Source organism: Pseudarthrobacter sp. O4 (assembly GCF_050157025.1).
Classification (GTDB): Bacteria; Actinomycetota; Actinomycetes; order Actinomycetales; family Micrococcaceae; genus Arthrobacter.
On record NZ_CP189591.1, the window covers coordinates 1,690,806 to 1,712,440 of the forward strand.

The following is a 21,635-nucleotide window of genomic DNA, read 5'->3' on the forward strand; positions in this document are numbered from 1 at the left end:
CTGTAGCCACTATTCACTCCCAGTATGCTGGCGGACACTGTTTCGTATCCACCTCTACGGAAAATCGTGGAGAAGTCCCAAAATTTGGCCTAATCTGGAAGACGAATCGTAAGTGTGAGCTGGATTACCGGCAGGGGTTGTAGACGAATGGCAGAGGCCGAGGCGGACCAGGCAGCGGTGCCGCTGGATGACGTGGACCGGAATATCATTGCCGAGCTGACCCGGGACGGCAGGATGTCCGTGACCCAGGTGGCGGAGAACGTCCACATCTCGCGCGCCCACGCCTACACGAGGATTGCCCGGCTGACCGGCGAAGGGGTCCTGACCAAGTTCACGGCACTCGTGGACCCCATCAAGGCCGGCCTGAAGTCATCGGCCTACGTGACCCTCAAGGTCCGCCAGCATTCCTGGCGGGAGCTGCGGGAACTGCTGCGCGCCATCCCTGAGGTGCACCACATCGCATTGGTGGGCGGGGACTTCGATGTGATCCTGCTGGTGCGCGCCGTGGACAATGTCGATCTGCGGCGCGTCATCTTCGACCAGCTCCAGTCGATGCCCGGGGTGCTCGACACCCAGACCTTCCTGGTGTTTGAAGACGTGGATACGCGGTAGCCCTTGTACGGGCACCGGCAGCTGCCTCAGCCGGCGGGTGCTTCAGCTGACGAAGGCCTTCATCCACGACCGCAGCTCCTCGCCGAACTCCACCCGTTCCGCGGCGATCGAAAGGACCGCCTTGAGGTAGCTCAGTTTGTCGCCCGTGTCGTAGCGGCGGCCCGTGAAGACCACACCGTAGACGCCGCCGCCCTCGGAGCCGGAGACGGCGAGGGTCTGCAGCGCGTCGGTGAGCTGGATTTCGCCGCCGCGGCCGGGCTGCGTTTCCGCCAGGACATCGAAGACCGCGGGGTGGAGAACGTACCGGCCGATCACGGCCAGGTTCGAGGGCGCATCCGCGATGTCCGGCTTCTCGACCAGGCCGTTGACCCTCACGTGGTCCTCGCCCGGAACGGCTGACACGTCGGCGCAGCCGTAGGCGCTGATTTCGCCCGGGCACACTTCGATCAGTGCGACCACGGAACCGCCGGTCCTGGCCTGCACCGCAATCAGGGTGCTCAGGAGTTCATCGCGCTCGTCAATCAGGTCGTCGCCCAGCAGGACTGCGAAGGGCTCGTCGCCCACATGCTGGCGGGCGCACAGCACCGCATGGCCCAGGCCTTTCGGGTCCCCCTGGCGGACGTAGTGGAGCGGGCCCAGGCTGGAGGCGTGCCGGACCGCGGCAAGCCGGTCAAGATCGCCCTTGAGCTCCAGAGTGCGTTCCAGGCTGGGTTCCCGGTCGAAGTGGTCCTCGAGGGCACGTTTCTGGCGCCCCGTGATCAACAGCAGATCGGTCAACCCCGCCCGGACGGCTTCCTCCACGACGTACTGGATGGCCGGCCGGTCCACGACGGGCAGCATTTCCTTGGGCATCGCCTTGGTGGCGGGGAGGAAGCGTGTCCCGCGTCCGGCGGCAGGAATGACAGCCTTTGTTACCGGTTTCCCCGAAGTCATAACCGAACCCTATAAGCGGCTTTTCAAATTGAGAATGGCTTTGACAAAAGACAGGTACAGAGACAACTCGGTCTCCAGCAGCGCGGTCGTCTCGGTATTCAGCCCTTGAAAACCGGCGGCCGCTTCTCCTGGAAGGCGCGGAAACCCTCGGCGTAATCCTCGCTCCTGCACAGGCGCGCCTGCTCGGCGTTCTCCTGTTCCATGGCCTCCCACAGGCCCAGGCGCTGGTCCCGGATATGAGCCACGAGGTCCTTGCTGGCGTTGAACGCCCCGGTTGCGCCGGCGGCCACGGTGGCCACGATGGCACGGGTGTTCTCCAGCAGAGCGGCCGCCGGCATGGCCCGGCTGAACATCCCCTGCGCGACGGCATCCGCGCCGCTCATGAGCTCGGCGGTGTAGATCAGGTCCAGGGTCCGGTGCATGCCGAGGCGTTCGGTGAAGTACCAGTGGCCGCCGGAATCCAGCGTGGCGCCGAGTTTTGCGAACGGCGAACCGAACTTTGCGTTCTCCGCCACATAGACCACATCGGTGGCCAGCAGCAGCCCGAGCCCCACGCCGAGGCAGGCGCCGTGCGCCGCCGCGAAGGTTGGGGCGGGGAAGGCGCTCATCTTCTTCAGCAGCGGCTGGACGAGGCCGCCAAGGTACGCCTGCGCGTCATCGCTTTCCGGGGTGACCCCGGCGATATCCCGGCCCGCGCAGAAGGCGCGCCCCTCGCCGCGGAGCAGCAGCGCCCGCACCTCGCCGCGCGCGGCGGCGGCAGCGGCGTCGTCGTATGCCTGTGACAAATCCCTGAGGGCCTGCTCGTCCAGCGAGTTGAGCTTGTGGGGGGCGTCAAGGACGATCTCGGCGATGCCGTCGGCGATGGAGAGGGAAATCATGGGGCTCCTCGTTGGAGTGGGTACAGGGTGGTGAGACAGCTCAGACGTCGAAATCGACCGTGACTTCCGGCGTCGTCGGGTGGGACTGGCAGGTCAGCACGTAGCCCTTGTCCAGTTCATCCTGTTCCAGCGCGTAGTTCTCGTCCATCGTGACGGAACCGGTGACCAGCTTCGCACGGCACGTTCCGCAGACGCCGCCGGCACAGGCGAAGGGCACATCGGGCCGGACCCGCAGGGCCGCGTTGAGGATCGATTCGCGCGCGTGCGTGGGGCTGGCAACCTCGCCCTGCAGCCCGTCCAGCTTGAACGTGATCTTGTAGGTCTCCTTGGATTCGTCCGCAATCACGGGACGGCCGATGTTGCCCTCCGGGCGGTCCGGCTTGCCCGAGGTGAACAGCTCGAAGCGGACATGTTCGGGCTTGACGCCGCGCGCCGCCAGCGTGTCGCGGCACAGCTGCACGAGCTCGAAGGGCCCGCACAGGAACCATTCATCGACGTCGTCAGCGTGGATGGCGGTGCCCAGCAGGGCCTGCAGCTTCTCGGCGTCGATCCGGCCGCTGAGCAGCGGCGCGATCCGCTGCTCGCGGGAGAGCACGTGGTGCAGCGCGAGCCGGGACGGGTACTTGTCCTTGAGGTCCGCGAGTTCCTCGAGGAACATGACGTCCATGGCGGCCTTGTTGGCGTAGACCAGGTCGAAGCGGGTTTCAGGGTGCGCGGCGAGCAGGGTGCGGGCGATGGCGATCACGGGGGTGATGCCGGAACCGGCGGCGATGGCCACGAAGGAGCCCGGCTCCCCCGCCATATCCTGCGGGTGGTTCATCGAGTTCATCACATTCTGCTCGACCGGCTTGCCGTCGCGGCCGTGCTTGGAGACGAAGGCGCCCATCGGGCTCATGACGTCCAGCGCGTCGCCGGCCTTGAGTTCGGCGTTGGCCCAGGTGGAGAACAGGCCGCCCAGGTCCTTCTTGATGGCGACCCGGATCTCGCTGCTGCCGTCCGCGAAGCTGCGCGGTTCGGCGCAGATGGAGTAGCTGCGGCGGATCTCGTGCGGCTCACCGCCCTCGTCCGGCAGGGTGGCGCGCAGGGCCACGTACTGGCCCGGGAGGTAGTCGAACTGCCCGGCCAGCTCCGCCGGAACCCCGAAGGTGACCTCGATGGCGTCCTCGGTGAGCCGGCGGACTTCCGCCACCGTCAGGGTGTGGAAGGACGCACGACGGCGGCCGGTGGCGGCGGCCGATTCGGCTGCGGTCTGGCGGACAACAGTCATGGGAGCACCTGTTCCTTACAAAACTTTGAAGTAGTCGAACGGTTCCTTGCAGTCCTGGCAGACATACAGCGCCTTGCAGGACGTGGAACCGAAGCGGGTGAGTTCCTTGGTGTTCAACGATGAACACTGCGGACATTTGACGGCCAGGGACAGCCGGACCGGACCGGCGTGCCGGACTGCTTTTCCATCAACAGCTGTCTGGCCGGAGGGCGGGGCGATGCCGTACTCCTGCAGCTTGGCCTTGCCGGCCTCGCTCATCCAGTCCGTGGTCCACGCCGGCGAGAGCACCAACTCGACATGGACGATCGGGTAGCCTTCGCGGGCGAACTCCGTCTGGAGGTCATCGCGGATGGCGTCCATGGCGGGGCAGCCGGAGTAGGTCGGCGTGATGGTGACCTGGACGGCTGGGACCACTCCGCCGTCGTCGAACAATTTGACGTCGCGCAGGATCCCCAGGTCCGCGATGGTGAGGACCGGGATTTCCGGATCGCAGACGGTGGCGGCGAGGTCCCAGGCTTTTTGCTCCGGGGATCTCTGACCGGCGGTGCGTTCGCTGGCGGCAGCAGCGGTGGGGTGGCTGACGTACATGGTTACCAGCTGGCTCCGGGGTACTCGCGGGCGAGCACCTGCATTTCGGCGAGAAGATAGCCCAGGTGCTCGGAGTGCAGTCCACGGCGGCCGCCGCCGGGCGCGGGCTGGACCTGCGGGATCTCCAGTTCCGCTTCGGCGAGGATCTCCCCGGTCAGGCGGTCGAAGTCGGCCCGCAGGCTGGAGGGCTCGACGGCGGCACCGGACCCGCTGAGGCGGCCGGTGAGCTCGTCATCGCGGAACAGTTCGTCCACATACGGCCAGATGACCTTGAAGGCGCGGATCATCTTCTGCCGGGATTCGTCCGTTCCGAGGGCCAGGCGCAGGACCCACTGGGCGCTGTGGTCGCGGTGGTAGTCAACTTCCTTGACGGCCTTGGCGGCAATGCCGGCCAGGGTGGGGTCGGTGGACTCTGCCAGCCGGCGGTACAGCTCGAACTGGTAGTAGCTGACCACGAACTGCCGGGCGATGGTGACAGCGAAGTCGCCGTTGGGGAGCTCGAAGATCTGGACCGAACGGAATTCGGGTTCACGGCGGAAGTAGGCGAGGTCGTCCTCGCTCCTGCCGGAAAAGCCGCCGGCGTAGCTGAGGAAGGAGCGGGCGTGGCCCAGCTGGTCCAGGGCGATGTTGCCCAGGGCGACGTCTTCCTCGAGTTCGGGTGCGCGGGAGATCCAGTGGCCCAGGCGCTGAGCCAGGATCAGGGCGTCATCGCCCAGGCGCAGGGCGAACTCGGCGACGTCTTCGCCCGGCTTCGCGGTGCCGCGGCTGACGGCCAGCGCGATGTCTTCGGGACGGAGGGCATTGCCCGGCGTGATGCGGGTGGCGCTGGCTGCGCCGTCCCCGCCGGCGCCGGCCACGCCGACGGAAATGTCCCCGTGGCCGCCTTCGTGTGCCTCGGTTTCAGGTGTTGTGCTCACAGGTGCTTCACGCCCTCACTCTTGGTGTAGTACGTGGCGTGGCGGTAGTCCTTGCCCTGGGGCGACTCGAAGAACGAGCCCTTGGCATCGGGATCGCTTGCGGCGATGGCTTCCGCCGGGACCACCCAGATGGACACGCCTTCGTTGCGCCGGGTGTAGAGGTCACGGGCGTTACGAAGGGCCATGGCGGCATCCGGGGCGTGCAGGGATCCGGCGTGGACGTGGGAGAGACCGCGGCTGGAGCGGACGAAAACCTCCCAGATCGGCCAGACGTTTCCTGCCGGAGATTCAGGGGTGTCGTTGCTTGTCATGCTGCGGATTCCTTCTCGGCTTGCTTGCGGCTCTGTTTTGCGGCGTAGGCCGCCGCGGCTTCGCGCACCCAGGCGCCGTTCTCGTGTGCTTCGCGGCGCCGTTCCAGGCGCTGGGTGTTGCAGGGGCCGCGGCCGGCCAGGACTTCGTGGAATTCGTCCCAGTCCAGGGGACCGTGCTCCCATTTCCGGGTTTCCTCGTTGAAGCGGATGTCCTTGTCCGGCAGCGTGAGTTCCAGGACCTTGACCTGCTCCATCATCATGCCGACGAAGCGGTTGCGCAGTTCGTCGTTGCCGAAGCGCTTGATGTTCCAGGCCATGGACTGCTTGGAGTTGGGTGAGTCATCGTCCGGCGGGCCGAACATCATCAGGGCCGGCGCGTACCAGCGGTTCACGGCGTCCTGGGCCATCTGCTTCTGTTCGGGAGTTCCGTGGGAAAGTTCCAGCAGGATCTCGAAGCCCTGCCGCTGGTGGAAGGATTCCTCCTTGCAGACCCGGACCATGGCCCGGCCGTAGGGGCCGAAGGAGGCACGGCAGAGCGGCACCTGGTTGGCGATCGCGGCGCCGTCGACCATCCAGCCGATGGCACCCATGTCCGCCCAGGTCCGTGCGGGGTAATTAAAGATGGAGGAGTACTTGGCCTTGCCGTCCATCAGGTCCTGCATCATCGCATCGCGCGGCTGGCCGAGGGTCTCGGCCGCGGAATACAGGTACAGGCCGTGGCCGGCCTCGTCCTGGACCTTGGCCATGAGGATGGCCTTGCGTTTGAGGCTCGGGGCCCGCGAGATCCAGTTGGCCTCCGGCTGCATGCCGATGATCTCCGAATGGGCGTGCTGCGAGATCTGGCGCAGCAGGGTCTTGCGGTAGGCCGGCGGCATCCAGTCGCGGGGTTCGATGCGGGAATCCTCCGCCATGACCTTGTCGAAGTAGGCCTGGCCCTCCGCATCCCGCCGGGCCGCATCTTCGGGGCTCTGTTCGGGCCGTGCCGGCGATGGCTCGGCGGGCACTGACTGCAGGGTCTGCGATGCCATGGTTGCTCCTATAACGTTTTCCGATAAATAATTACCGACCGTTCGTTCAGAATATGCGGAAGTCGTCAGATGCGTCAAGCACCCGTGCGCCGGCGGTGGCGGGTCGCCGGGGCGTGCTACCCGCCGCCACGGCCAGTCCGGACACCCGCCGCCACAGCCAATCCGGACAGCTTTAGCGCTGCCTGTCCCCGTTTGGGCCGCCCCGGTGGTAACGTCCGCGCATGGGTACGTCGCCGGAACCAGCAGGAGCAGCCGCGGGATCAGCCGCAGCACCGGGCGGAAAGAACCGCCGTCGGACAATCGTCGTCGCTATCGTGGCCGCTTTGCTGCTGCTCGCCCTGGCAGCCGCGGCGTATGTCCTGAGCCGGCCGCGGAGCGAGACGTCCGCTCCCGCGGACACCGCAGGCCCGGCACCGGCCGCCGCGCCGGCGTCGTCACCGGCGCCCAGCCCAGCTCCCACTCCCACTCCGGAACCTCCCGCCGTCGCCCTGAACATTCTGCTCGTGGGCAGCGACAGCCGGGTGAACGCCCGCGCGGAGGCCGCCGCCGGGGCCGCCTCCGACCAGCGCGGCGACGCCCTCGTGTTCATCCACCTCCCGGCGGACCGGCAGAGCATCTATGGCATCTCCATCATGCGCGACCTATGGGTGGACATCCCCGGGCGCGGCGCTGCGAAGGTCAACGCCGGACTTGAACTGGGCGGCCTGCCACTGATGACGCAGACGGTGGAGTCCTTGCTCGGCCAGCACATCGATCACACGGTGATGCTGGACTTCCAGGGGTTCGCTGCGCTGACCGATGCCCTCGGCGGGGTCGATGTGGACGTAAAGCAGTCCTTCACGTCGACGGTGGACGATGTGGTGTATTTTCCGGCGGGGGTGAACAAGCTCAGCGGTACCCAGGCGCTGTCGTTTGTCCGGGAGCGCCATGCCTTCCCCGACGGCGACTACCAGCGGGTCCGGAACCAGCAGACCTTCCTGAAGGCCGTACTGGCCAAATTGGCGGGCGAAGGCGGCCTCGCGGACCGCGATACCGTCCGGCAACTCGTCAAAACGGTGCTGCCGCATGTCACGCTGGACGCAAGCTTCACCCTGGAGTCGTTGGAGAACCTCGCCTACAGCCTCCGCAGCACGGCCCCCGGGCGCGGGGTGTTCTTCACGCTTCCGACCGCCGGCACCGGCACCAGCCGGGACGGCCAGTCGATCGTCCTGCAGGACCCCGCCGCGACCGCCGCGGTCTCCGCCGCGCTGACCGGTCAGAGCCTGGCTGACTACGTGGCGGCCAACAATCTGCAGAACGGAAACTGAACCACGCGAGCGGTAGATTGGGTCAATGACCCAGATTCCTGCGCAGCCCTCCCTGCAGCCACCCGTTGCCAAGAAGGTTCCGGCCCTCCGCACCCACCACGGCGACTCCTTCGAGGACAGCTACGAGTGGCTGCGCGACAAGGAATCGGCCGACGTCGTGGAACTCCTCAAGGCCGAAAACGCCTACCAGGAAGCGGTGACGGCCCACCAGGAGCCGCTGCGCGAGGCCATCTTCCAGGAGATCAAGGGCCGCACCCAGGAGACGGACCTCTCCGTACCCAACCGCAAGGACGGCTGGTGGTACTACACCCGCTCGATGGAGGGGAAGGAATACGGCATCCACTGCCGCGTCAAGGCCGTGGATACCGGGGACCCCGTGGCGGACTGGACTCCCCCGGCGGTGGAGGCCGGCGTCGAACTTCCCGGCGAGGAGATCCTGCTGGACGGCAACATCGAGGCCGAAGGCAAGCCGTTCTTCGCCGTGGGCGGCGCCGCCGTGACCGTGGACGGGAACCTGTACGCCTATGCCGTGGACAACGCCGGCGACGAACGATTCACCCTGCGCATCAAGGACCTCCGGACCGGCGAACTCCTGCCTGACGTGATCGAAAACGTCTTCTACGGGATCGGCTTTTCCCCCGACGGCACCCGGATCTTCTACACCGTGGTGGACGATGCCTGGCGGCCCTACCAGGTGAAGTCCCATCTGCTGGGCGCCCCCGTCACCGGGGACGAGGTGATCTACCAAGAGGACGACGTCGCCATGTGGCTGGGCTTCGAGCTCTCCGCCGACCGGCGCCACCTCGTGCTGAGCATCGGCTGCTCGGAGTTCAGCGAGACCCGGCTGCTGCGTTTCGACTCGCCCGACGCCGGCCTGCGCACTGTGATCTCCCGGGACGAGCGGATCCTCTACGAGGCCGAGCCGTTCCTGCTGGCCGGCCCCGAGGGTGACAAGACCGAGCGGATCCTGCTGAGCCACAACAAGGACGCCATCAACTCCATGGTCTCGATCGTGGACCCGGCGGAGCTCGCCAAGCCGCCCGCCGAGCAGCACTGGACCACCGTCGTCGCGCATTCCGACGAGGTGCGCGTCAACGGCGCCGGCGTCACCTCGACGCACCTGGTGGTCTCCGTCCGCAAGGACACGATCGAGCGCGTGCAGGTCCTGCCCCTGGCCGGCCTCGGCACCCCGGAGCAGGGCGACCCTGTTGAGCCCGCCTTCGACGAGGAGCTGTACACGGCCGGCGTCGCCGGCTCCGACTACGAGGCCCCCGTGATCCGGATGGGCTACACCTCCTACTTCACCCCGTCGCGGGTCTACGACTTCGTGCTGCCCACAGCGGAGAGGCCTGCCGGTGAACTGCTGCTGCGCAAGGAAAGCCCGGTCCTGGGTGGCTACTCGCCGTCCGACTATGTGGCCACCAGGGAATGGGCCGTGGCCGCGGACGGGACCCGGATCCCGCTCTCCGTGCTGCGCCACGCCTCCGTTGCGCGTGACGCGACGGCGGCCGGGCTCGTGTACGGCTACGGGTCCTATGAGCTGAGCATGGATCCGGGTTTCGGCATCCCCCGGCTCTCCCTGCTGGACCGGGGCATAGTGTTCGTGATCGCCCACATCCGCGGCGGCGGGGAACTCGGCCGGCACTGGTACGACAACGGCAAGAAGCTGCAGAAGAAGAACACCTTCACCGATTTCATCGCCGCCACTGACTGGCTTGCCGGCTCCGGCTGGGTTGATCCGGCGCGGATCGCCGCCATGGGTGGCTCCGCCGGTGGCCTGCTGGTGGGCGCCGTCGCCAACATCGCACCGGAAAAGTATGCCGCGATCGTGGCCGCCGTCCCGTTCGTGGACGCCCTGACCACCATCCTGGACCCGGAGCTGCCCCTCTCCGCGCTGGAATGGGAGGAATGGGGTAACCCCATCACGGACCCGGATGTGTACGCCTACATGAAGTCCTACACGCCGTATGAAAACGTCCGCGAGGTGGCCTACCCCAGGATCGCCGCCGTGACGAGCTTCAACGACACCCGGGTGCTCTACGTGGAGCCCGCGAAATGGGTGCAGCGCCTGCGCGAACTGAACACCGGCAGCGAGCCGATCGTGATGAAGATCGAGATGGAAGGCGGCCATGGCGGCGCCTCCGGACGCTACGTGCAGTGGAAGGAACGCGCCTGGGACTACGCCTTCGTAGCCGATTCCCTGGGCGCCACCGAGCTGCTGCCGGGAGCCGGGCTGAAGTAGCAGGGCGGGGCTGCGGGGCGCGCCGTTTGCCAGAGATGGCCGGAATGATGACTTTCATTCCGGCCATCTCCGTCATTTCGTTGAGTCCTTTGCCGGCTGCCGGGACTTCCATTCGTCATTGAGGATGGCGTAGACGACCTCCGTCGCCCACTGGTCCTTGTAGTGCCATTTGTCCACCTGCCGCGATTCCAGCCGCATGCCCAGCCGTTCACACAGCGCTGCCGAGTCGGTGTTGAGCGCATCGAGCTTGGCGTCGATCCGGTGGAAGCCCAGGTCCTCGAAGCCGAGCCGCAGCAGCGCGCCGGCCGCTTCCGTGGCGATGCCCCTTCCCCGCGCCTCCGGCGCCAGGCTCCAGCCGATCTCGGCCTGCCCGCGGCCGGGCAGCCATTTGAGCACCACCTCACCGAGCAGCAGTCCGGGGGCGTCCACGGTCTCGATGGCCAGGCAGATCCAGTCGCCCTCCTGCTCGAAGACGAAGTTGGCGTACTTGCCCACGGACTCCATGGACTTGGTGTAGCTCTTCGCCTCCCCAGGCAGGAACCGGGCGGTTTCGGGCAGCGAGTGGTAGGCGTGGTACACGTCCAGGTCGGTGGCCTCAAAGCGGCGCAGCACGAGCCGTCCGGTGCGGAGGGGCAGGTTCAGTTCCGTCATGGCCTAACCCGACACCCCGACGACGGCGGCGGTCGCCTCCGCGATGGCGCGTTCCTCGTCTGTAGGCACCACAAGCACCGGAAGGGCCGAGGCGGCGTCATGGCCGTGGACCACGGGTTTGACGAAGCCGATGCGGCCGGCATGCCGGCGCAGGGTGTCCGCCAGGGCCCAGCGAGATCAGCGATTTGCCGGAACCCGGAGTGGTCGCGCTGACGTAGATTCCTTTGGCCATGGCCCGCCCTTTGCTGTGAAGTGGTGCTGCTCCGCTCCCAGCCTACTTTCTCTTGCCGACAAGCCTGCGTCCGGCCTCGATTGCGGTATCCGGCAGCAGCCTAATCCCGCGGCCGCTCTTGACAGCGGCCCCCCAAATGGGATTACCTAATGAACATTCGGTAAATAAAGCTGGAGGCAATGACGCATGGCTGAACTGACGATTTCCGGTGGCACCCACCCCATCCTGAAAGGCGACTACGCCTCGGAATGGATGGGCATCGAAGTAGTGGCGCTGGACGATGGACACGCCACGGTCCGGATGACGCTCCGGCAGGAAATGCTCAACGGCTTCGGCATGGCCCACGGCGGAATGATCTTCGCCTTCGGCGACACCGCCTTCGCACTGGCCTGCAACCCGGCCAACCCGAAGCCTGGCGCAGCCGGGATCGACACAGACACCATCACCGTTGCAGCCGGCGTCGACATCAACTTCCTGAAGCCGGCCTTCCGCGGACAGGTACTGACCGCCGTAGCCAACCGCCGCGCCAGCACCGGGCGCAGCGGCCTGTACGACATCCAGATCTACGCCGCAGACCCCGGCGCCACCCCGGTTTCGGCGGCATCCCCTGCCGGCACGGCCCTCCCGGCCACGCGACCGGGCGAACTCCCCACCGACACCGCCACCGATGCCCCTTCGTGGGAACTCATCGCCGAGTTCCGCGGCCGCAGCCGCACCATCTCCAAGAAATAGAAACAGGGAAACCCAGATGACCCAAGAAACCGTCGCCGCCACCAGTGATGCCGTCCTAGACCGCGAAGAAACCATCTCCCGCGACGAGCTCGAGGCGCTCCAGCTCAGCCGCCTGCAGCACACCGTGGCCTACGCCTACGACCGCGTTCCGCTGTACAAGCGCAAGTTCGACGAGGCCGGCATCCACCCCACGGATCTCCGCGAGCTCGCCGACCTCGGCAAATTCCCCTTCACCACCAAGGAAGACCTCCGCCTGGAGTACCCCTTCGGCATGTTCGCCGTGCCGCAGCACGAGGTGGCCCGGATCCACGCCAGCTCCGGCACCACCGGCCGCGCCACCGTAGTGGGCTACACCAAGAAGGACCTCGCCGACTGGGCCAAACTCGTGGCACGCTCGCTGCGCGCCTCCGGCGTCCGTCCGGGGATGAAGGTCCACAACGCCTACGGCTACGGCCTGTTCACCGGCGGCCTGGGCGCCCACGCCGGCGCCGAGGCGCTGGGCTGCACGGTGATCCCCATCTCCGGCGGCCAGACCGAACGCCAGATCACGCTCATCCAGGATTTCAAGCCCGACGCCATCCTGGCCACCCCCACCTACCTGCTGACCATCGCCGACGCCATGGTGAAGCAGGGGATCGACCCGGCCTCCACCTCGCTCAAGTACGCCGTGCTGGGTGCCGAGCCGTGGACCGAGGAAATGCGGCACGAGCTCGAAGTGACCATGAACCTCAAGGCCTGCGACATCTACGGGCTTTCCGAGGTCATGGGCCCGGGCGTGGCCGGCGAGGCCGTCGAGACCCAGGACGGCAGCCACATCTGGGAGGACCACTTCCGCCCCGAAATCGTCGACGCCTTCAATCCCGCCGTCGGCGTGGACTCAGTCCTGGGCGACGGCGAACACGGCGAGCTCGTCTTCACCTCCCTCACCAAGGAAGCGCTGCCGATCATCCGGTACCGCACCAAGGACCTCACGCGCCTGCTGCCCGGCACGGCCCGCCCCGCGCACCGTCGCATGGGCAGGATCACCGGCCGCAGCGACGACATGATCATCCTGCGCGGCGTCAACCTGTTCCCTTCGCAGATCGAGGAAATCGCGCTGCGCATCCCGGAGTTGAGCCCGCACTTCCAGCTCGAACTCACCCGCCCCGAGGGCACGCGCATGGATCAGCTGACCGTCAAGATCGAGAGGCGCGACGCCGTCACGGTCGAGGGCGCGGCCGCCGCCGCCAAGGTACTGCAGCAACAGATCAAGATCCACGTCGGCTCCTCCTGCACCGTCGACGTCGTCGAACCCGGCTCCCTCGAGAGGTCCAACGGCAAACTCCGCCGGATCTACGACCTGCGCCCCAAGGCCTGAGCTACTACCGATCGTGAGAAACTAGCGAGTATGCCCAGCACAGTAACCACCACCAAGCGCGGCCGCCCCGGTTATGACCAGCAGTCGGTGCTGGTGATCGCCGTCGAGGTCTTCAACCGCCATGGCTACGACGCCACCTCCATGGGAATCCTCGCCGAGAATCTGGGCATCTCCAAGTCCGCGATCTACCACCACGTGCCGTCCAAGGGCGAGCTGCTTAAGCTGGCGCTGGACCATGCCCTGGGCGGCCTTGAATCAATCCTCGACCAGCCCGCGGCCACGTCCGGTTCCGCCGATGCCCGGCTGGAGTTTGTGGTCCGCCAGACCGTCTCCGTGCTGGTGGAGCGGCTGCCCTTCGTGACCCTGCTGCTGCGCCTGCGCGGAAACACGGAGATCGAGCGCAACGCGCTGGAACGGCGCCGCACCTTCGACCACAAGGTCGCAGCGCTGATTTCCGAGGCCCGGGACGAGGGCTTGCTCCGCCAGGACATCGATCCCCGCACCGTCACGCGCCTGCTGTTCGGCACCATCAACTCGATCGTCGAATGGTACAAGCCCGGCGGTTCCCTCTCCCCCGAGAAGCTGGCCGACGACGTCATCACCATGGCGTTCCACGGCCTCCACGTCCCGCAGTAGCCTCCGGCGCTCCCTGAATCCCATTGACGGGACCTGGCGCCGGGGCCACGCTGGGAGGATGGCCACCAGACTATCCACGGTGCTCTTGGGCACCTTCCCCCAGCTGCGGTACGAACCCACAGCCAAAAGGATCCGTGCGAGCCTCGGCGGGATCCCAGTTGTCGATACGCTGCAGGCCTATCTGATCTGGGAACCGCGACGGATCACCCCCATCCTTGCCGTGCCTGAGCAGGAGCTGTTGGCCGAGCTCGCCGCACCGACCCTACCGGCGGCTTCGGTCGAGGAACACCCCGTCGCCATTCGGCAGGGCGCGGCCCCGACGTCGCTCGACCCCGGAACGGCGTTCGGCAAGCACACCTGCGCCGGCGAGGAGCTCGACGTCGTCACGGCCACCAGGACCGCGCCCCGGGCCGCGTTCCGCCCCGAGGACCCGGACCTGGCCGGCTATGTGGTGCTGGATTTCGGCGCTTTCGCGTGGCTCGAGGACGACGAGGAGATCATCGGCCACCCACGTGATCCGTTCCACCGCGTGGACATCCGCGCGTCGTCCGTGGATGTGGAGGTAGCGCTCGACGGCGTGTCGCTGGCCAACACAAACGGCGCGCAGTTGCTCTACGAGACGATGCTCCCGGTGCGGTACTACATTCCGCCGGCGGACGTGCGGCTGGAGCTGCTGGAGGAGAGCCCGAAGCGGACCGTGTGCCCGTACAAGGGTCAGGCCAGTTACTGGAGCTACCCGGATTCCGGGCAGGGCAGGAACCTCGCGTGGAGCTATGACCGGCGGTATCGCGATGCCGCCCAGATCCACGGCCTGATTAGTTTCTTCAATGAGCGGGTGGACTTGACTGTCGACGGTGTGCTCCAGCCCCGGCCCGTGACGCCCTGGTCCCGCCCGGACGGTCCGGGGGCACTTTGACGGCCGCGGCAGGCGTTTCGCTGACGAATACCGGCGTGTCCGCGTCAATGTGCCCCCGCCCGGCCGGACACAGAAGAGCGCCCCGGCTCGAGCCGGGACGCTTTGTCCGCCGGTGCTGAGCGTTCAGATCTCCGTGTCAGAGCTGGTAGTCAGCCTGCGAGGTGATGTTCTCGTGAACGCAGAGGATGTTGTGCTCCGAGTCCATGAACCAGGCGCACTTCTCCGAATCCGTTGTACAAATGTGGTTCTCGGTCTTGAGATCCGGGAGGTCGTAGTCCTGGAACTGGACTCCCTTCGATTCCATCTCCTGGACCGTCTTCTCGATCCCGTCGACCTCGAAACTCAGGGTCGTGTGCTCGGAATGCTTTCCGTCCCTGACAGGCATGAGCTGCAGCATCGGGCCGCCCTCGCTGCCGAATAGTTCACTTCCGTCGTCCGCCACTCCACGGTGCGGGAGACCCAGCGTGTCGGCATAGAAATGCCGGGCGCGCTCTGCATCATCGACTGGCAGGACTGTTGTGGCTTTGTTCAGTACTAGGGTCATTTCGCCACCTCCTACGTTGAAAATTTTACGCCGGAGCAGGGTAGAAAGAGCCTGTCAATATACGCGCTGAGGTGAGACTTCGCGCCCATGCTCGCGGGGCAAAGTCAAAGGGCGCGAAGTCTCACCTCGGCGGCAGCGCACGGAGTGGTTATTTCTCTACGAGGGTGAGGACGTCGTAGCTCGCTACGATCTCGTCGTCCTGGTTCGTCAGGACGGCGTCCCAGGCTACCTCGCCATACTCGTCGGTCTCGCGCGGGGTGATCTTCTTGGCCGTCAGCGTGACCCGGATGGAGTCACCGGCGGCGACGGGGGTGATGAAGCGCAGGTTCTCCAGGCCGTAGTTGGCCAGGACGGGGCCCGGTGCGGGCTCCACGAAGAGTCCGGCACCCCAGGCCAGCAGCAGGTAGCCGTGCGCCACGATGCCCGGGAAGAACGGGTTGGCCGCGGCGGCCTCCTGGTTGGTGTGGGCGTAGAAGGTGTCGCCGGTGGAATTGGCGAACTTCGTGATCTCGTCCAAGGTCACCTCGCGTAGCCCGGAGCGGATGGCGTCGCCGATGTGCAGGGTGCCCAGGGACTTCCGGAACGGGTGCTGGCCTTCGGTGTCCAGGGTGAAGTTCCGGTCCGCGCCCGTGTGCCACACTCCGGTGACGGCGGTCAGCATGTTGGGCGAGCCCTGGATGGCGGTGCGCTGCATGTGGTGCATGACCGAGCGGATGCCGCCGAGCTCCTCGCCGCCGCCGGCACGGCCGGGACCGCCGTGGACCAGGTGCGGGACCGGGGAGCCGTGCCCGGTGGAGCTGCGGGCGTCCTCGCGGTTGAGCATCAGCACGCGGCCGTGGTGGGCGGCAATGCCGGTGACGAGTTCGCGGGCAACCTCGGGGTCGTTGGTGCAGACCGAGGCGACCAGCGAGCCGCCGCCGCGGGCGGCGAGGCGGACGGCGTCGGCCAGGTCCGCGTAGCCGATCACCGAGGACACCGGGCCGAAGGCCTCAAGCGAGTGGACCTCCTGGGCTTCCGGATCGGCCCAACTCAGCAGCACGGGGGACATGAAGGCGCCGCCGTCGACGACGCCAATGCTTCCGTCGGCGCTGGTGACCTTCGGCGAATCGAGCGTGCCGTACGCCAACTCGCCGCCGGCGTCCAGCATGGTCTGGACGGCCGCGCGGACATCGGCGAGCTGCTCGCGGGAGGCCAGGGCACCCATGGTGACGCCCTCGGCGCGGGGGTCGCCCAGCACCACGCGTTCCCGGATCCGCTCCCCCACGGCGGCAACGACGTCGGACACCAGTTCCTGCGGCACGATCGCGCGGCGGATGGAGGTGCACTTCTGGCCGGCCTTGGCGGTCATCTCGGTGACGAGGGACTTGATGAAGGCGTCGAATTCCGGCGTGCCCTTGACGGCGTCCGGGCCCAGGATCGCGGCATTCAGGGAATCGGTTTCCGAGGTGAAGCGGACCCCGCCCTTGACCACGTTGACGTGGGACTTGAGCGTGTTCGCCGTGGAGGCGGAGCCGGTGAAGGCCACGAGGTCGCGGTAGTCGAGGTGGTCCAGCAGGGTGCGGACGGAGCCGGAAATCAGCTGCAGCGAGCCCTTGGGCAGGATGCCGGATTCGTCGATCGCCTTGACCACGGCCGCGGCCACATAGCCGGTGGGCGTGGCAGGCTTGACGATGGTCGGCACGCCGGCGATGAAGGCCGGGGCGAGCTTCTCGAGCATTCCCCAGACCGGGAAGTTGAAGGCGTTGATCTGTACGGCGACGCCCGGAATGCGCGTGTAGATGTGTTCACCGGCGAACGAGCCGTCTTTGGACAGCACCTCCATGGGACCGTCCACCACCACCTGGGAGTTCGGCAGTTCGCGGCGGCCCTTGGAGCCGAAGGTGAAGAGCACGCCGATGCCGCCGTCGATGTCGATCATCGAGTCGATCCTGGTGGCGCCGGTCTGGGCCGAGAGCGCGTAGAACTCGTCGCGGCGGCCGTTGAGGTACTGCGCCAGCTCCTTGAGCTTGAGCGCGCGCTGGTGGAAGGTCAGTTTGCCCAGTTCCGCCTGCCCGGTGGTGCGTCCGTAGTCGACGACGGCGGCGAGGTCCAGCCCTTCGGTGCTGACCCTGGCCAGGAGTTCGCCCGTGCTGGCGTCCAGGACGGGCGCCGCCCCGGCTGCGGAGCCGGCGTCGGGGGTCCACCAGGAGTCCCTGATGAAGCTGGGAACGATCCCCACAGTGTCTACTGTGGATTCCGGGGCAGTTGCAGTGATGGTCATCGTTGACGGGTCCTTCCAACGCGGGGCAAGATCAACACGGCCAGAGCATTACTGACCGTCCGTTCGGTAATATGTCTACAGTACATGAATGAGGCCTGCCGCACACTAGCTGCGGCGGCACAGACCGGCCTGAACCATCCGGCCACAGAGGAGAAGCCATGACGCCCGAGCCGCGGAATGCCGAGCTTTGGAAAATCACGCTCGGCGAACTGGACGAGAAGATGGGCGTGAAAATCGTCGAGGAATCCGTCGAGCGGGTTGTCGCGACGATGCCGGTGGAAGGAAACCGGCAGTCCTTCGGCCTCTTGCACGGCGGGGCGTCGCTGGCCGTCGGCGAGGCGGTGGGCTCCTGGGCAGCCGTCATTCACGCCAGCACGCTCGGGAAGACGGCGGTGGGCGTGGACGTCTCGGCGACGCACCACAAGTCGGCCCGCGAGGGGCTCATCACCATCACGGCCACGCCCATCCATCTCGGCGGGACGGTGACCACACACGAGGTCCTGATCACCAACGAGGCCGGCCAGCGGCTATGCACCCTGCGGATTACCAACCTTCTGCTGGACCGCAAGGCCTGACAGTGTTTACCCGCCGGGGTTTACCCGCCGGGGTTTACCCGCCGGGGTTTACCCGCCGGGCAAGCGCCGTTTGCCCTTACCCCTGCAGCGCCGCGATTGTCCGCCGGCGCCGGCCGAGCAGGAGGAGCACCCCGCCCAGCAGGAGCGAACCGGCCGCCAAGCCGGCCGTCGGCAGGATCGAACCCGCGCCAGTGTTGGCCAGCTGACCGGAGGTGCCCGGAGTTCCGGCCGGAAGAACCGCGGCCGGACCCGGAGCGACAGAAGCTCCCCCAGCGGGAGCCGCGGGTGCCTCTGGAGCACTGATGATGAAGGTCCTCACGAGCGGGTCAGACGCCACGCCGTCGACCGCCTGGCTGGCGGAAAGGGTGTGGGCGCCGGGAGCCAGGTCCGCCGGGAACGGCACGCTCCAGCGTCCGCCGCCGGCAGTGGCGGCGCCCGCCGGTGCTCCGTCGATCGTGACGCTTACCTCGGAGCCGTCCAGGCCCGTCCCGGAGATGGTCGCGGGAAGCGACTCCTGTTCGAACTGCGCGCCCTCACGGACCGTGGAGACCGCTGGTGCCGGCGGGGCGACGGTGACGCTTCGCGTGGCGGAGGGGCTGTCCACGTGCCGGGGGGACGTCTGCACCGCCGTCACCATGAGCCGGCCGTAGACCGGTTTCCCGGTCAGCCTGATGCTCCACCGGCCGTCCGGCAACACTGTGCCCTTGCCGGTGGCGTCACCGGAAAGCTGGACTGTCAGCCCGGGCGTACCGGTCCCGTCAACGCGGTCCACACCGTTCAGGGCAGCCGCTTCTGCGGGACTGGTGATAGCGGGCGCGTCCAGGTCCGAGACGCTGATCGAGAGGGATGCCGCGCCTGACCGGCTGAACCCGTTCACTGTCTCCGCAGAAAACCGCAGCGCCCCGGTGGACGATGGCGCCGGGAACGACCAGTTCCCGGCGGCGTCTACCGGGACCTCAATCGGCGGACCAGCGGCCTTGCCTGCGATCGTGATGCGGACTTTCGAATTGGCGGCCACGGCAGAGGCGGGTGCCGCCGGAACGTGACCGGTGACGGGCTGCCCTGCCGTGACCGTCTGGTCCGACGGCGCCACCAGCTCAGGCTTGTTGAGGAAGACCTGGAGCTGCACGCCGCCGGGAATGTGGGAGAGGGAGTCCTCCAGCGTCGTGGCAATGGCAAAGTTTTCGGTGGCTCCGGCACCGTCGCCCGCGGAGTGGGTCCCGACCGCAAAGTTGCCGCTGATCCAGGGTCCGCCCGAGTCTCCGCCGCTGGACTGGACGTCCTTGGACAGGAAGCCCCGGAAGGCCCGCAGGTCGGCGGGATCAGGGGTGGTGCCCCCGACGACGTAGATGCCAAGCTCCTGCACCGTGCCACAGGACCAACCGGTGGTCCGTCCGGAGCGGCACACCTGCTGGCCCTGGAAAGGCGAGACCGTTCCGATGATCTTTACAGCCGTGGGGCCCGGGTCGACGGCGGCGCCGGGAGCCCAGACCGTCGCGGCCGGCTGGACATGGACGCCCTTCCGGAGGGACTCAACTACGGCAATGTCGGTCCCGACATTGCCCGGCTTGTTCTCATCCCCGGTGATCCACGAGCTCTGGGCGCCGCCGAACTGGCTGAAACCGAAAGTGCCGAGCGCCGCGTAGGGAGGAGCCGGCGCCGTCGTTCCGGACGCCGGTGCCGAGCTCCGGGGCTCGATGCCCGCGGTCTTGGCCCTGCCGTCTTCAGCGCAGTGACCCGCCGTCAGCACCACCGGGTCGCCGGCAGGACTGAACGCCCCGAAGCCCGCAGAACAGATGGCGTTCCGCTCGGTGACGTACCCCTGCCCGCCGAACACGTCCTCCTCCGTGGCAATGGGTGAGCCTTGTTCCAGGGCAACGTTCGCGTAGCGGGCAACGAAGGCGGCCGGAGAGACCTTGCCGGGTGCCGTGGCGGTCGGTGCCATCTGGCTGCCGGGTACGCCGGCCAGGATGGCTCCGGCCGACAGGCCGGTTTCGGCCGCGTTGGCCCCCCCGGTGCGGATGACGAAGCGGCCGTCGGTGTAGGCAACGGCCTGCAACCCGGTGGTCCCGACTTCGCGGACAAAAGCCTGGAAGAGCTGCTCTGTGCTCGACGCCACCAGCTCAGCGGCTGTGGCAGCCACGGGCACCACCGCTCCGGCCGCGGGCGTTTCCGAAGGTGCCGGGGTAGGTGCCGGGGTAGATGCCGGGACGGCCGCGGGGGCCACCAGGACGAAGTTTGCCGGACCGGCATGGTTCAGCTCGTCCACCCGGGACTGCAGCTCGGCGCCGGCGCCTTCAACCACGATGCTGCCCTTGCTCAGCCTGGTCGACACGTAGCCGGGGAGCGTCCGCAAGGTGGGCAAGGCGTCGGCAGCGCGCCTGGCCTGTTCGCCTGCGGCATTGAATTCGCCAAGCGTCATGCCGAGATCCCGCCGGACGGCCTGCGCGAGGCCCGCATCGCTGGGGGCCGGCGCGCTGGGGGCCGGCGCGCTGGGGGCCGGCGCGCTGGGGGCGGACGCCGTCGTCGCGGGTTCCGCTTCGGCGTCGGCGAGCGCCGGTACGGCGTAGAACGAGCCGGCGAGGGCGAGGGCGGCAGCTGACACTGCCCGCAGTACCAGCTGAATCTTCGGAGTCTTCACCCGGCTACCTTATCTGTCTACATCTGCGCATTTTCGCCAGGATGGCCGCGACCTCCCGGCGCGTCACACCGTTGCCGCGCAGGAACTCCTCCGTTTTCAGGGCGCGGACGAACTGCAACAGGCTTTCACCACGCACTCCGAGCAGCGGTCCCAGCACCTCTTCGGGCAGGTACCGCTCGTGCGGATGAGGCGTTGCCGACCGCCGGTGGTGCTCATTGATCCCCCGCATCGAGCGCTGATAGCCCCGCACAATTGCTTCCTCGCTGTCTCCGGCGAGGTCCTGGAGCATGGCGGCGATCATCCCGCTGCGGTCCCGCCCGGCCGAGCAGTGGATCACGACGCCGCCGTGCGCCGCCGCAACTTCCTGGAACACCCGCACCAGTTTGGCGGGGAAAATCCGGGCATTGTCGGCGTACGAGGCGGGATTGTTCAGGTACGGACCGCAGAGCTGCCGGAATTCGCTGTTGTCAGGGTCTTCCGTGGGAGCCAGCACGACGTCGAACGCCGCGAGCGCCGCGGCACCCACCAGGGGATCTGTTTCCCGGCGCATCCTCTCGTCCTCGTTCCGGAGGTCAATGACCGTACGGATGCCGGATTCGTAGGCCTGCTGCCAGCCCGCCTCGGTGAGCCATTCCCGGCGCCCCATCCGGAAGACGACGCCGCCAATGTGCCAGGCGTTGACCGCTCCGTCCCAGTGCACTGCCCCACCCGTCCCAACTGCTGCGGGCATCCGCGCCGCTCGAGGCTGCATGATGTCGCCGGCTTGGCCGCCGGGCCCGGCAGGAATCGTCACTTCGAAAGCTAACCACAAGACCAATGGCTCCCCACCATGGGTGAGCCCACGGTCACGAAACCTGCGAAAGTAGGGACCAATGACCCGGGGACGGCTGGACCCCCCACGGGTAGGGTGACACGGAGCCCGGCCGTCGCCGGGCTCATTTTCAAGCGGAGCCTGCCGGCGTCACTAACGCGGCGTCTCCGGCACGGCCATTGAACCTGCTCTCTACG

Annotated in this window: 20 protein-coding genes and 1 pseudogene; 8 read left to right on the plus strand and 13 right to left on the minus strand. The window is 67.3% G+C overall.

Translation table 11 applies throughout. The annotated features are described in order from the left end of the window. Window positions 1-147: 147 nt before the first annotated feature. Window positions 148-612, plus strand: coding sequence for an Lrp/AsnC family transcriptional regulator (locus ACQCSU_RS07715; RefSeq protein ID WP_426979161.1), 465 nt, complete (start codon window positions 148-150; stop codon window positions 610-612). Between the two features lie 42 nt (window positions 613-654). Here ACQCSU_RS07715 and galU read toward each other — a convergent pair whose 3' ends face one another. The 7 genes from galU to paaA all read right to left on the minus strand — a co-directional run bounded on the left by galU (window position 655) and on the right by paaA (window position 6,534). Next, the gene (gene galU, locus ACQCSU_RS07720; protein ID WP_426979162.1) at window positions 655-1,545 is read right to left on the minus strand and encodes a UTP--glucose-1-phosphate uridylyltransferase GalU; all 891 of its coding nucleotides are present in this window, start codon (window positions 1,543-1,545) and stop codon (window positions 655-657) included. A 98-nt stretch (window positions 1,546-1,643) separates the two neighbouring features. Next, window positions 1,644-2,423 carry an enoyl-CoA hydratase/isomerase family protein gene (locus tag ACQCSU_RS07725; protein WP_426979163.1) on the minus strand — a complete coding sequence of 260 codons (780 nt, stop codon included), beginning with the start codon at window positions 2,421-2,423 and terminating at the stop codon, window positions 1,644-1,646. 40 nt (window positions 2,424-2,463) lie between these two features. Then, window positions 2,464-3,690 (minus strand): 1,2-phenylacetyl-CoA epoxidase subunit PaaE, encoded by a 1,227-nt coding sequence (paaE, locus tag ACQCSU_RS07730; protein WP_426979164.1) that lies wholly within the window; start codon window positions 3,688-3,690, stop codon window positions 2,464-2,466. 15 nt (window positions 3,691-3,705) lie between these two features. Beyond that, window positions 3,706-4,278 (minus strand): 1,2-phenylacetyl-CoA epoxidase subunit PaaD, encoded by a 573-nt coding sequence (gene paaD, locus ACQCSU_RS07735; RefSeq protein ID WP_426979165.1) that lies wholly within the window; start codon window positions 4,276-4,278, stop codon window positions 3,706-3,708. Between the two features lie 2 nt (window positions 4,279-4,280). Further along, window positions 4,281-5,195, minus strand: a complete 915-nt coding sequence (gene paaC / locus ACQCSU_RS07740; RefSeq protein WP_426979166.1) for a 1,2-phenylacetyl-CoA epoxidase subunit PaaC — start codon at window positions 5,193-5,195, stop codon at window positions 4,281-4,283. Next, window positions 5,192-5,506, minus strand: a complete 315-nt coding sequence (paaB, locus tag ACQCSU_RS07745; RefSeq protein WP_426979167.1) for a 1,2-phenylacetyl-CoA epoxidase subunit PaaB — start codon at window positions 5,504-5,506, stop codon at window positions 5,192-5,194. The genes paaC and paaB overlap by 4 nt, the downstream gene beginning before the upstream one ends. Continuing rightward, window positions 5,503-6,534: a 1,2-phenylacetyl-CoA epoxidase subunit PaaA gene (paaA, locus tag ACQCSU_RS07750; protein WP_426979168.1), complete on the minus strand. Its 1,032-nt coding sequence runs from the start codon at window positions 6,532-6,534 to the stop codon at window positions 5,503-5,505. The genes paaB and paaA overlap by 4 nt, the downstream gene beginning before the upstream one ends. A gap of 221 nt (window positions 6,535-6,755) precedes the next feature. Between paaA and ACQCSU_RS07755 the strand changes: the two genes are divergently transcribed. Next, window positions 6,756-7,841 carry an LCP family protein gene (locus ACQCSU_RS07755; protein WP_426979169.1) on the plus strand — a complete coding sequence of 362 codons (1,086 nt, stop codon included), beginning with the start codon at window positions 6,756-6,758 and terminating at the stop codon, window positions 7,839-7,841. 25 nt (window positions 7,842-7,866) lie between these two features. Continuing rightward, window positions 7,867-10,083 (plus strand): S9 family peptidase, encoded by a 2,217-nt coding sequence (locus ACQCSU_RS07760; protein WP_426979170.1) that lies wholly within the window; start codon window positions 7,867-7,869, stop codon window positions 10,081-10,083. A gap of 72 nt (window positions 10,084-10,155) precedes the next feature. On the opposite strand, the gene ACQCSU_RS07765 is transcribed toward ACQCSU_RS07760, so the two are convergent. Next, entirely contained in the window at window positions 10,156-10,734 is a 579-nt protein-coding gene (locus ACQCSU_RS07765; RefSeq protein ID WP_426979171.1) for a GNAT family N-acetyltransferase, read from the minus strand. 87 nt (window positions 10,735-10,821) lie between these two features. Continuing rightward, a pseudogene (locus ACQCSU_RS07770) lies at window positions 10,822-10,966 on the minus strand (AAA family ATPase); the annotation flags it as partial. Between the two features lie 186 nt (window positions 10,967-11,152). On the opposite strand from ACQCSU_RS07770, the gene ACQCSU_RS07775 reads away from it, so the two are divergent. The 4 genes from ACQCSU_RS07775 to ACQCSU_RS07790 are packed head-to-tail and all read left to right on the plus strand — an operon-like array spanning window position 11,153 to window position 14,607. Continuing rightward, window positions 11,153-11,698, plus strand: coding sequence for a hotdog fold thioesterase (locus ACQCSU_RS07775; RefSeq protein WP_426979172.1), 546 nt, complete (start codon window positions 11,153-11,155; stop codon window positions 11,696-11,698). Between the two features lie 16 nt (window positions 11,699-11,714). Beyond that, complete coding sequence (gene paaK / locus ACQCSU_RS07780; RefSeq protein ID WP_426979173.1) at window positions 11,715-13,055, plus strand: phenylacetate--CoA ligase PaaK; 1,341 nt, start codon at window positions 11,715-11,717, stop codon at window positions 13,053-13,055. Window positions 13,056-13,085: 30 nt separating this feature from the next. Next, on the plus strand, window positions 13,086-13,691 hold the full coding sequence (locus ACQCSU_RS07785) for a TetR/AcrR family transcriptional regulator (protein ID WP_426979174.1): 606 nt from the start codon (window positions 13,086-13,088) through the stop codon (window positions 13,689-13,691). A gap of 58 nt (window positions 13,692-13,749) precedes the next feature. Next, complete coding sequence (locus ACQCSU_RS07790) at window positions 13,750-14,607, plus strand: DUF427 domain-containing protein (RefSeq protein WP_426979175.1); 858 nt, start codon at window positions 13,750-13,752, stop codon at window positions 14,605-14,607. Between the two features lie 136 nt (window positions 14,608-14,743). Here ACQCSU_RS07790 and ACQCSU_RS07795 read toward each other — a convergent pair whose 3' ends face one another. Then, window positions 14,744-15,151 (minus strand): VOC family protein, encoded by a 408-nt coding sequence (locus tag ACQCSU_RS07795; protein WP_426979176.1) that lies wholly within the window; start codon window positions 15,149-15,151, stop codon window positions 14,744-14,746. A gap of 148 nt (window positions 15,152-15,299) precedes the next feature. After that, window positions 15,300-17,411: a phenylacetic acid degradation bifunctional protein PaaZ gene (paaZ, locus tag ACQCSU_RS07800; RefSeq protein WP_426979177.1), complete on the minus strand. Its 2,112-nt coding sequence runs from the start codon at window positions 17,409-17,411 to the stop codon at window positions 15,300-15,302. A gap of 158 nt (window positions 17,412-17,569) precedes the next feature. Here paaZ and ACQCSU_RS07805 point away from each other — a divergent pair, with 158 nt between their 5' ends. After that, window positions 17,570-17,986 carry a PaaI family thioesterase gene (locus ACQCSU_RS07805; protein ID WP_426979178.1) on the plus strand — a complete coding sequence of 139 codons (417 nt, stop codon included), beginning with the start codon at window positions 17,570-17,572 and terminating at the stop codon, window positions 17,984-17,986. Window positions 17,987-18,062: 76 nt separating this feature from the next. On the opposite strand, the gene ACQCSU_RS07810 is transcribed toward ACQCSU_RS07805, so the two are convergent. Further along, window positions 18,063-20,627, minus strand: coding sequence for a S1 family peptidase (locus ACQCSU_RS07810; RefSeq protein ID WP_426979179.1), 2,565 nt, complete (start codon window positions 20,625-20,627; stop codon window positions 18,063-18,065). A gap of 4 nt (window positions 20,628-20,631) precedes the next feature. Continuing rightward, window positions 20,632-21,327, minus strand: a complete 696-nt coding sequence (locus tag ACQCSU_RS07815) for a tyrosine-protein phosphatase (protein WP_426979180.1) — start codon at window positions 21,325-21,327, stop codon at window positions 20,632-20,634. Between the last annotated feature and the right edge of the window lie 308 nt (window positions 21,328-21,635).

Bases quoted from the DNA above. Each gene is read 5' to 3' on its own strand.
- paaE (WP_426979164.1), bottom strand. From the start codon at position 3,690: ATGACTGTTGTCCGCCAGACCGCAGCCGAATCGGCCGCCGCCACCGGC.
- galU (WP_426979162.1), bottom strand. From the start codon at position 1,545: ATGACTTCGGGGAAACCGGTAACAAAGGCTGTCATTCCTGCCGCCGGA.
- paaZ (WP_426979177.1), bottom strand. From the start codon at position 17,411: ATGACCATCACTGCAACTGCCCCGGAATCCACAGTAGACACTGTGGGG.
- ACQCSU_RS07795 (WP_426979176.1), bottom strand. From the start codon at position 15,151: ATGACCCTAGTACTGAACAAAGCCACAACAGTCCTGCCAGTCGATGAT.
- ACQCSU_RS07755 (WP_426979169.1), top strand. From the start codon at position 6,756: ATGGGTACGTCGCCGGAACCAGCAGGAGCAGCCGCGGGATCAGCCGCA.
- ACQCSU_RS07715 (WP_426979161.1), top strand. From the start codon at position 148: ATGGCAGAGGCCGAGGCGGACCAGGCAGCGGTGCCGCTGGATGACGTG.
- paaK (WP_426979173.1), top strand. From the start codon at position 11,715: ATGACCCAAGAAACCGTCGCCGCCACCAGTGATGCCGTCCTAGACCGC.
- ACQCSU_RS07725 (WP_426979163.1), bottom strand. From the start codon at position 2,423: ATGATTTCCCTCTCCATCGCCGACGGCATCGCCGAGATCGTCCTTGAC.
- ACQCSU_RS07805 (WP_426979178.1), top strand. From the start codon at position 17,570: ATGACGCCCGAGCCGCGGAATGCCGAGCTTTGGAAAATCACGCTCGGC.
- ACQCSU_RS07775 (WP_426979172.1), top strand. From the start codon at position 11,153: ATGGCTGAACTGACGATTTCCGGTGGCACCCACCCCATCCTGAAAGGC.
- ACQCSU_RS07790 (WP_426979175.1), top strand. From the start codon at position 13,750: ATGGCCACCAGACTATCCACGGTGCTCTTGGGCACCTTCCCCCAGCTG.
- paaD (WP_426979165.1), bottom strand. From the start codon at position 4,278: ATGTACGTCAGCCACCCCACCGCTGCTGCCGCCAGCGAACGCACCGCC.
- paaA (WP_426979168.1), bottom strand. From the start codon at position 6,534: ATGGCATCGCAGACCCTGCAGTCAGTGCCCGCCGAGCCATCGCCGGCA.
- ACQCSU_RS07785 (WP_426979174.1), top strand. From the start codon at position 13,086: ATGCCCAGCACAGTAACCACCACCAAGCGCGGCCGCCCCGGTTATGAC.
- paaB (WP_426979167.1), bottom strand. From the start codon at position 5,506: ATGACAAGCAACGACACCCCTGAATCTCCGGCAGGAAACGTCTGGCCG.
- ACQCSU_RS07760 (WP_426979170.1), top strand. From the start codon at position 7,867: ATGACCCAGATTCCTGCGCAGCCCTCCCTGCAGCCACCCGTTGCCAAG.
- ACQCSU_RS07765 (WP_426979171.1), bottom strand. From the start codon at position 10,734: ATGACGGAACTGAACCTGCCCCTCCGCACCGGACGGCTCGTGCTGCGC.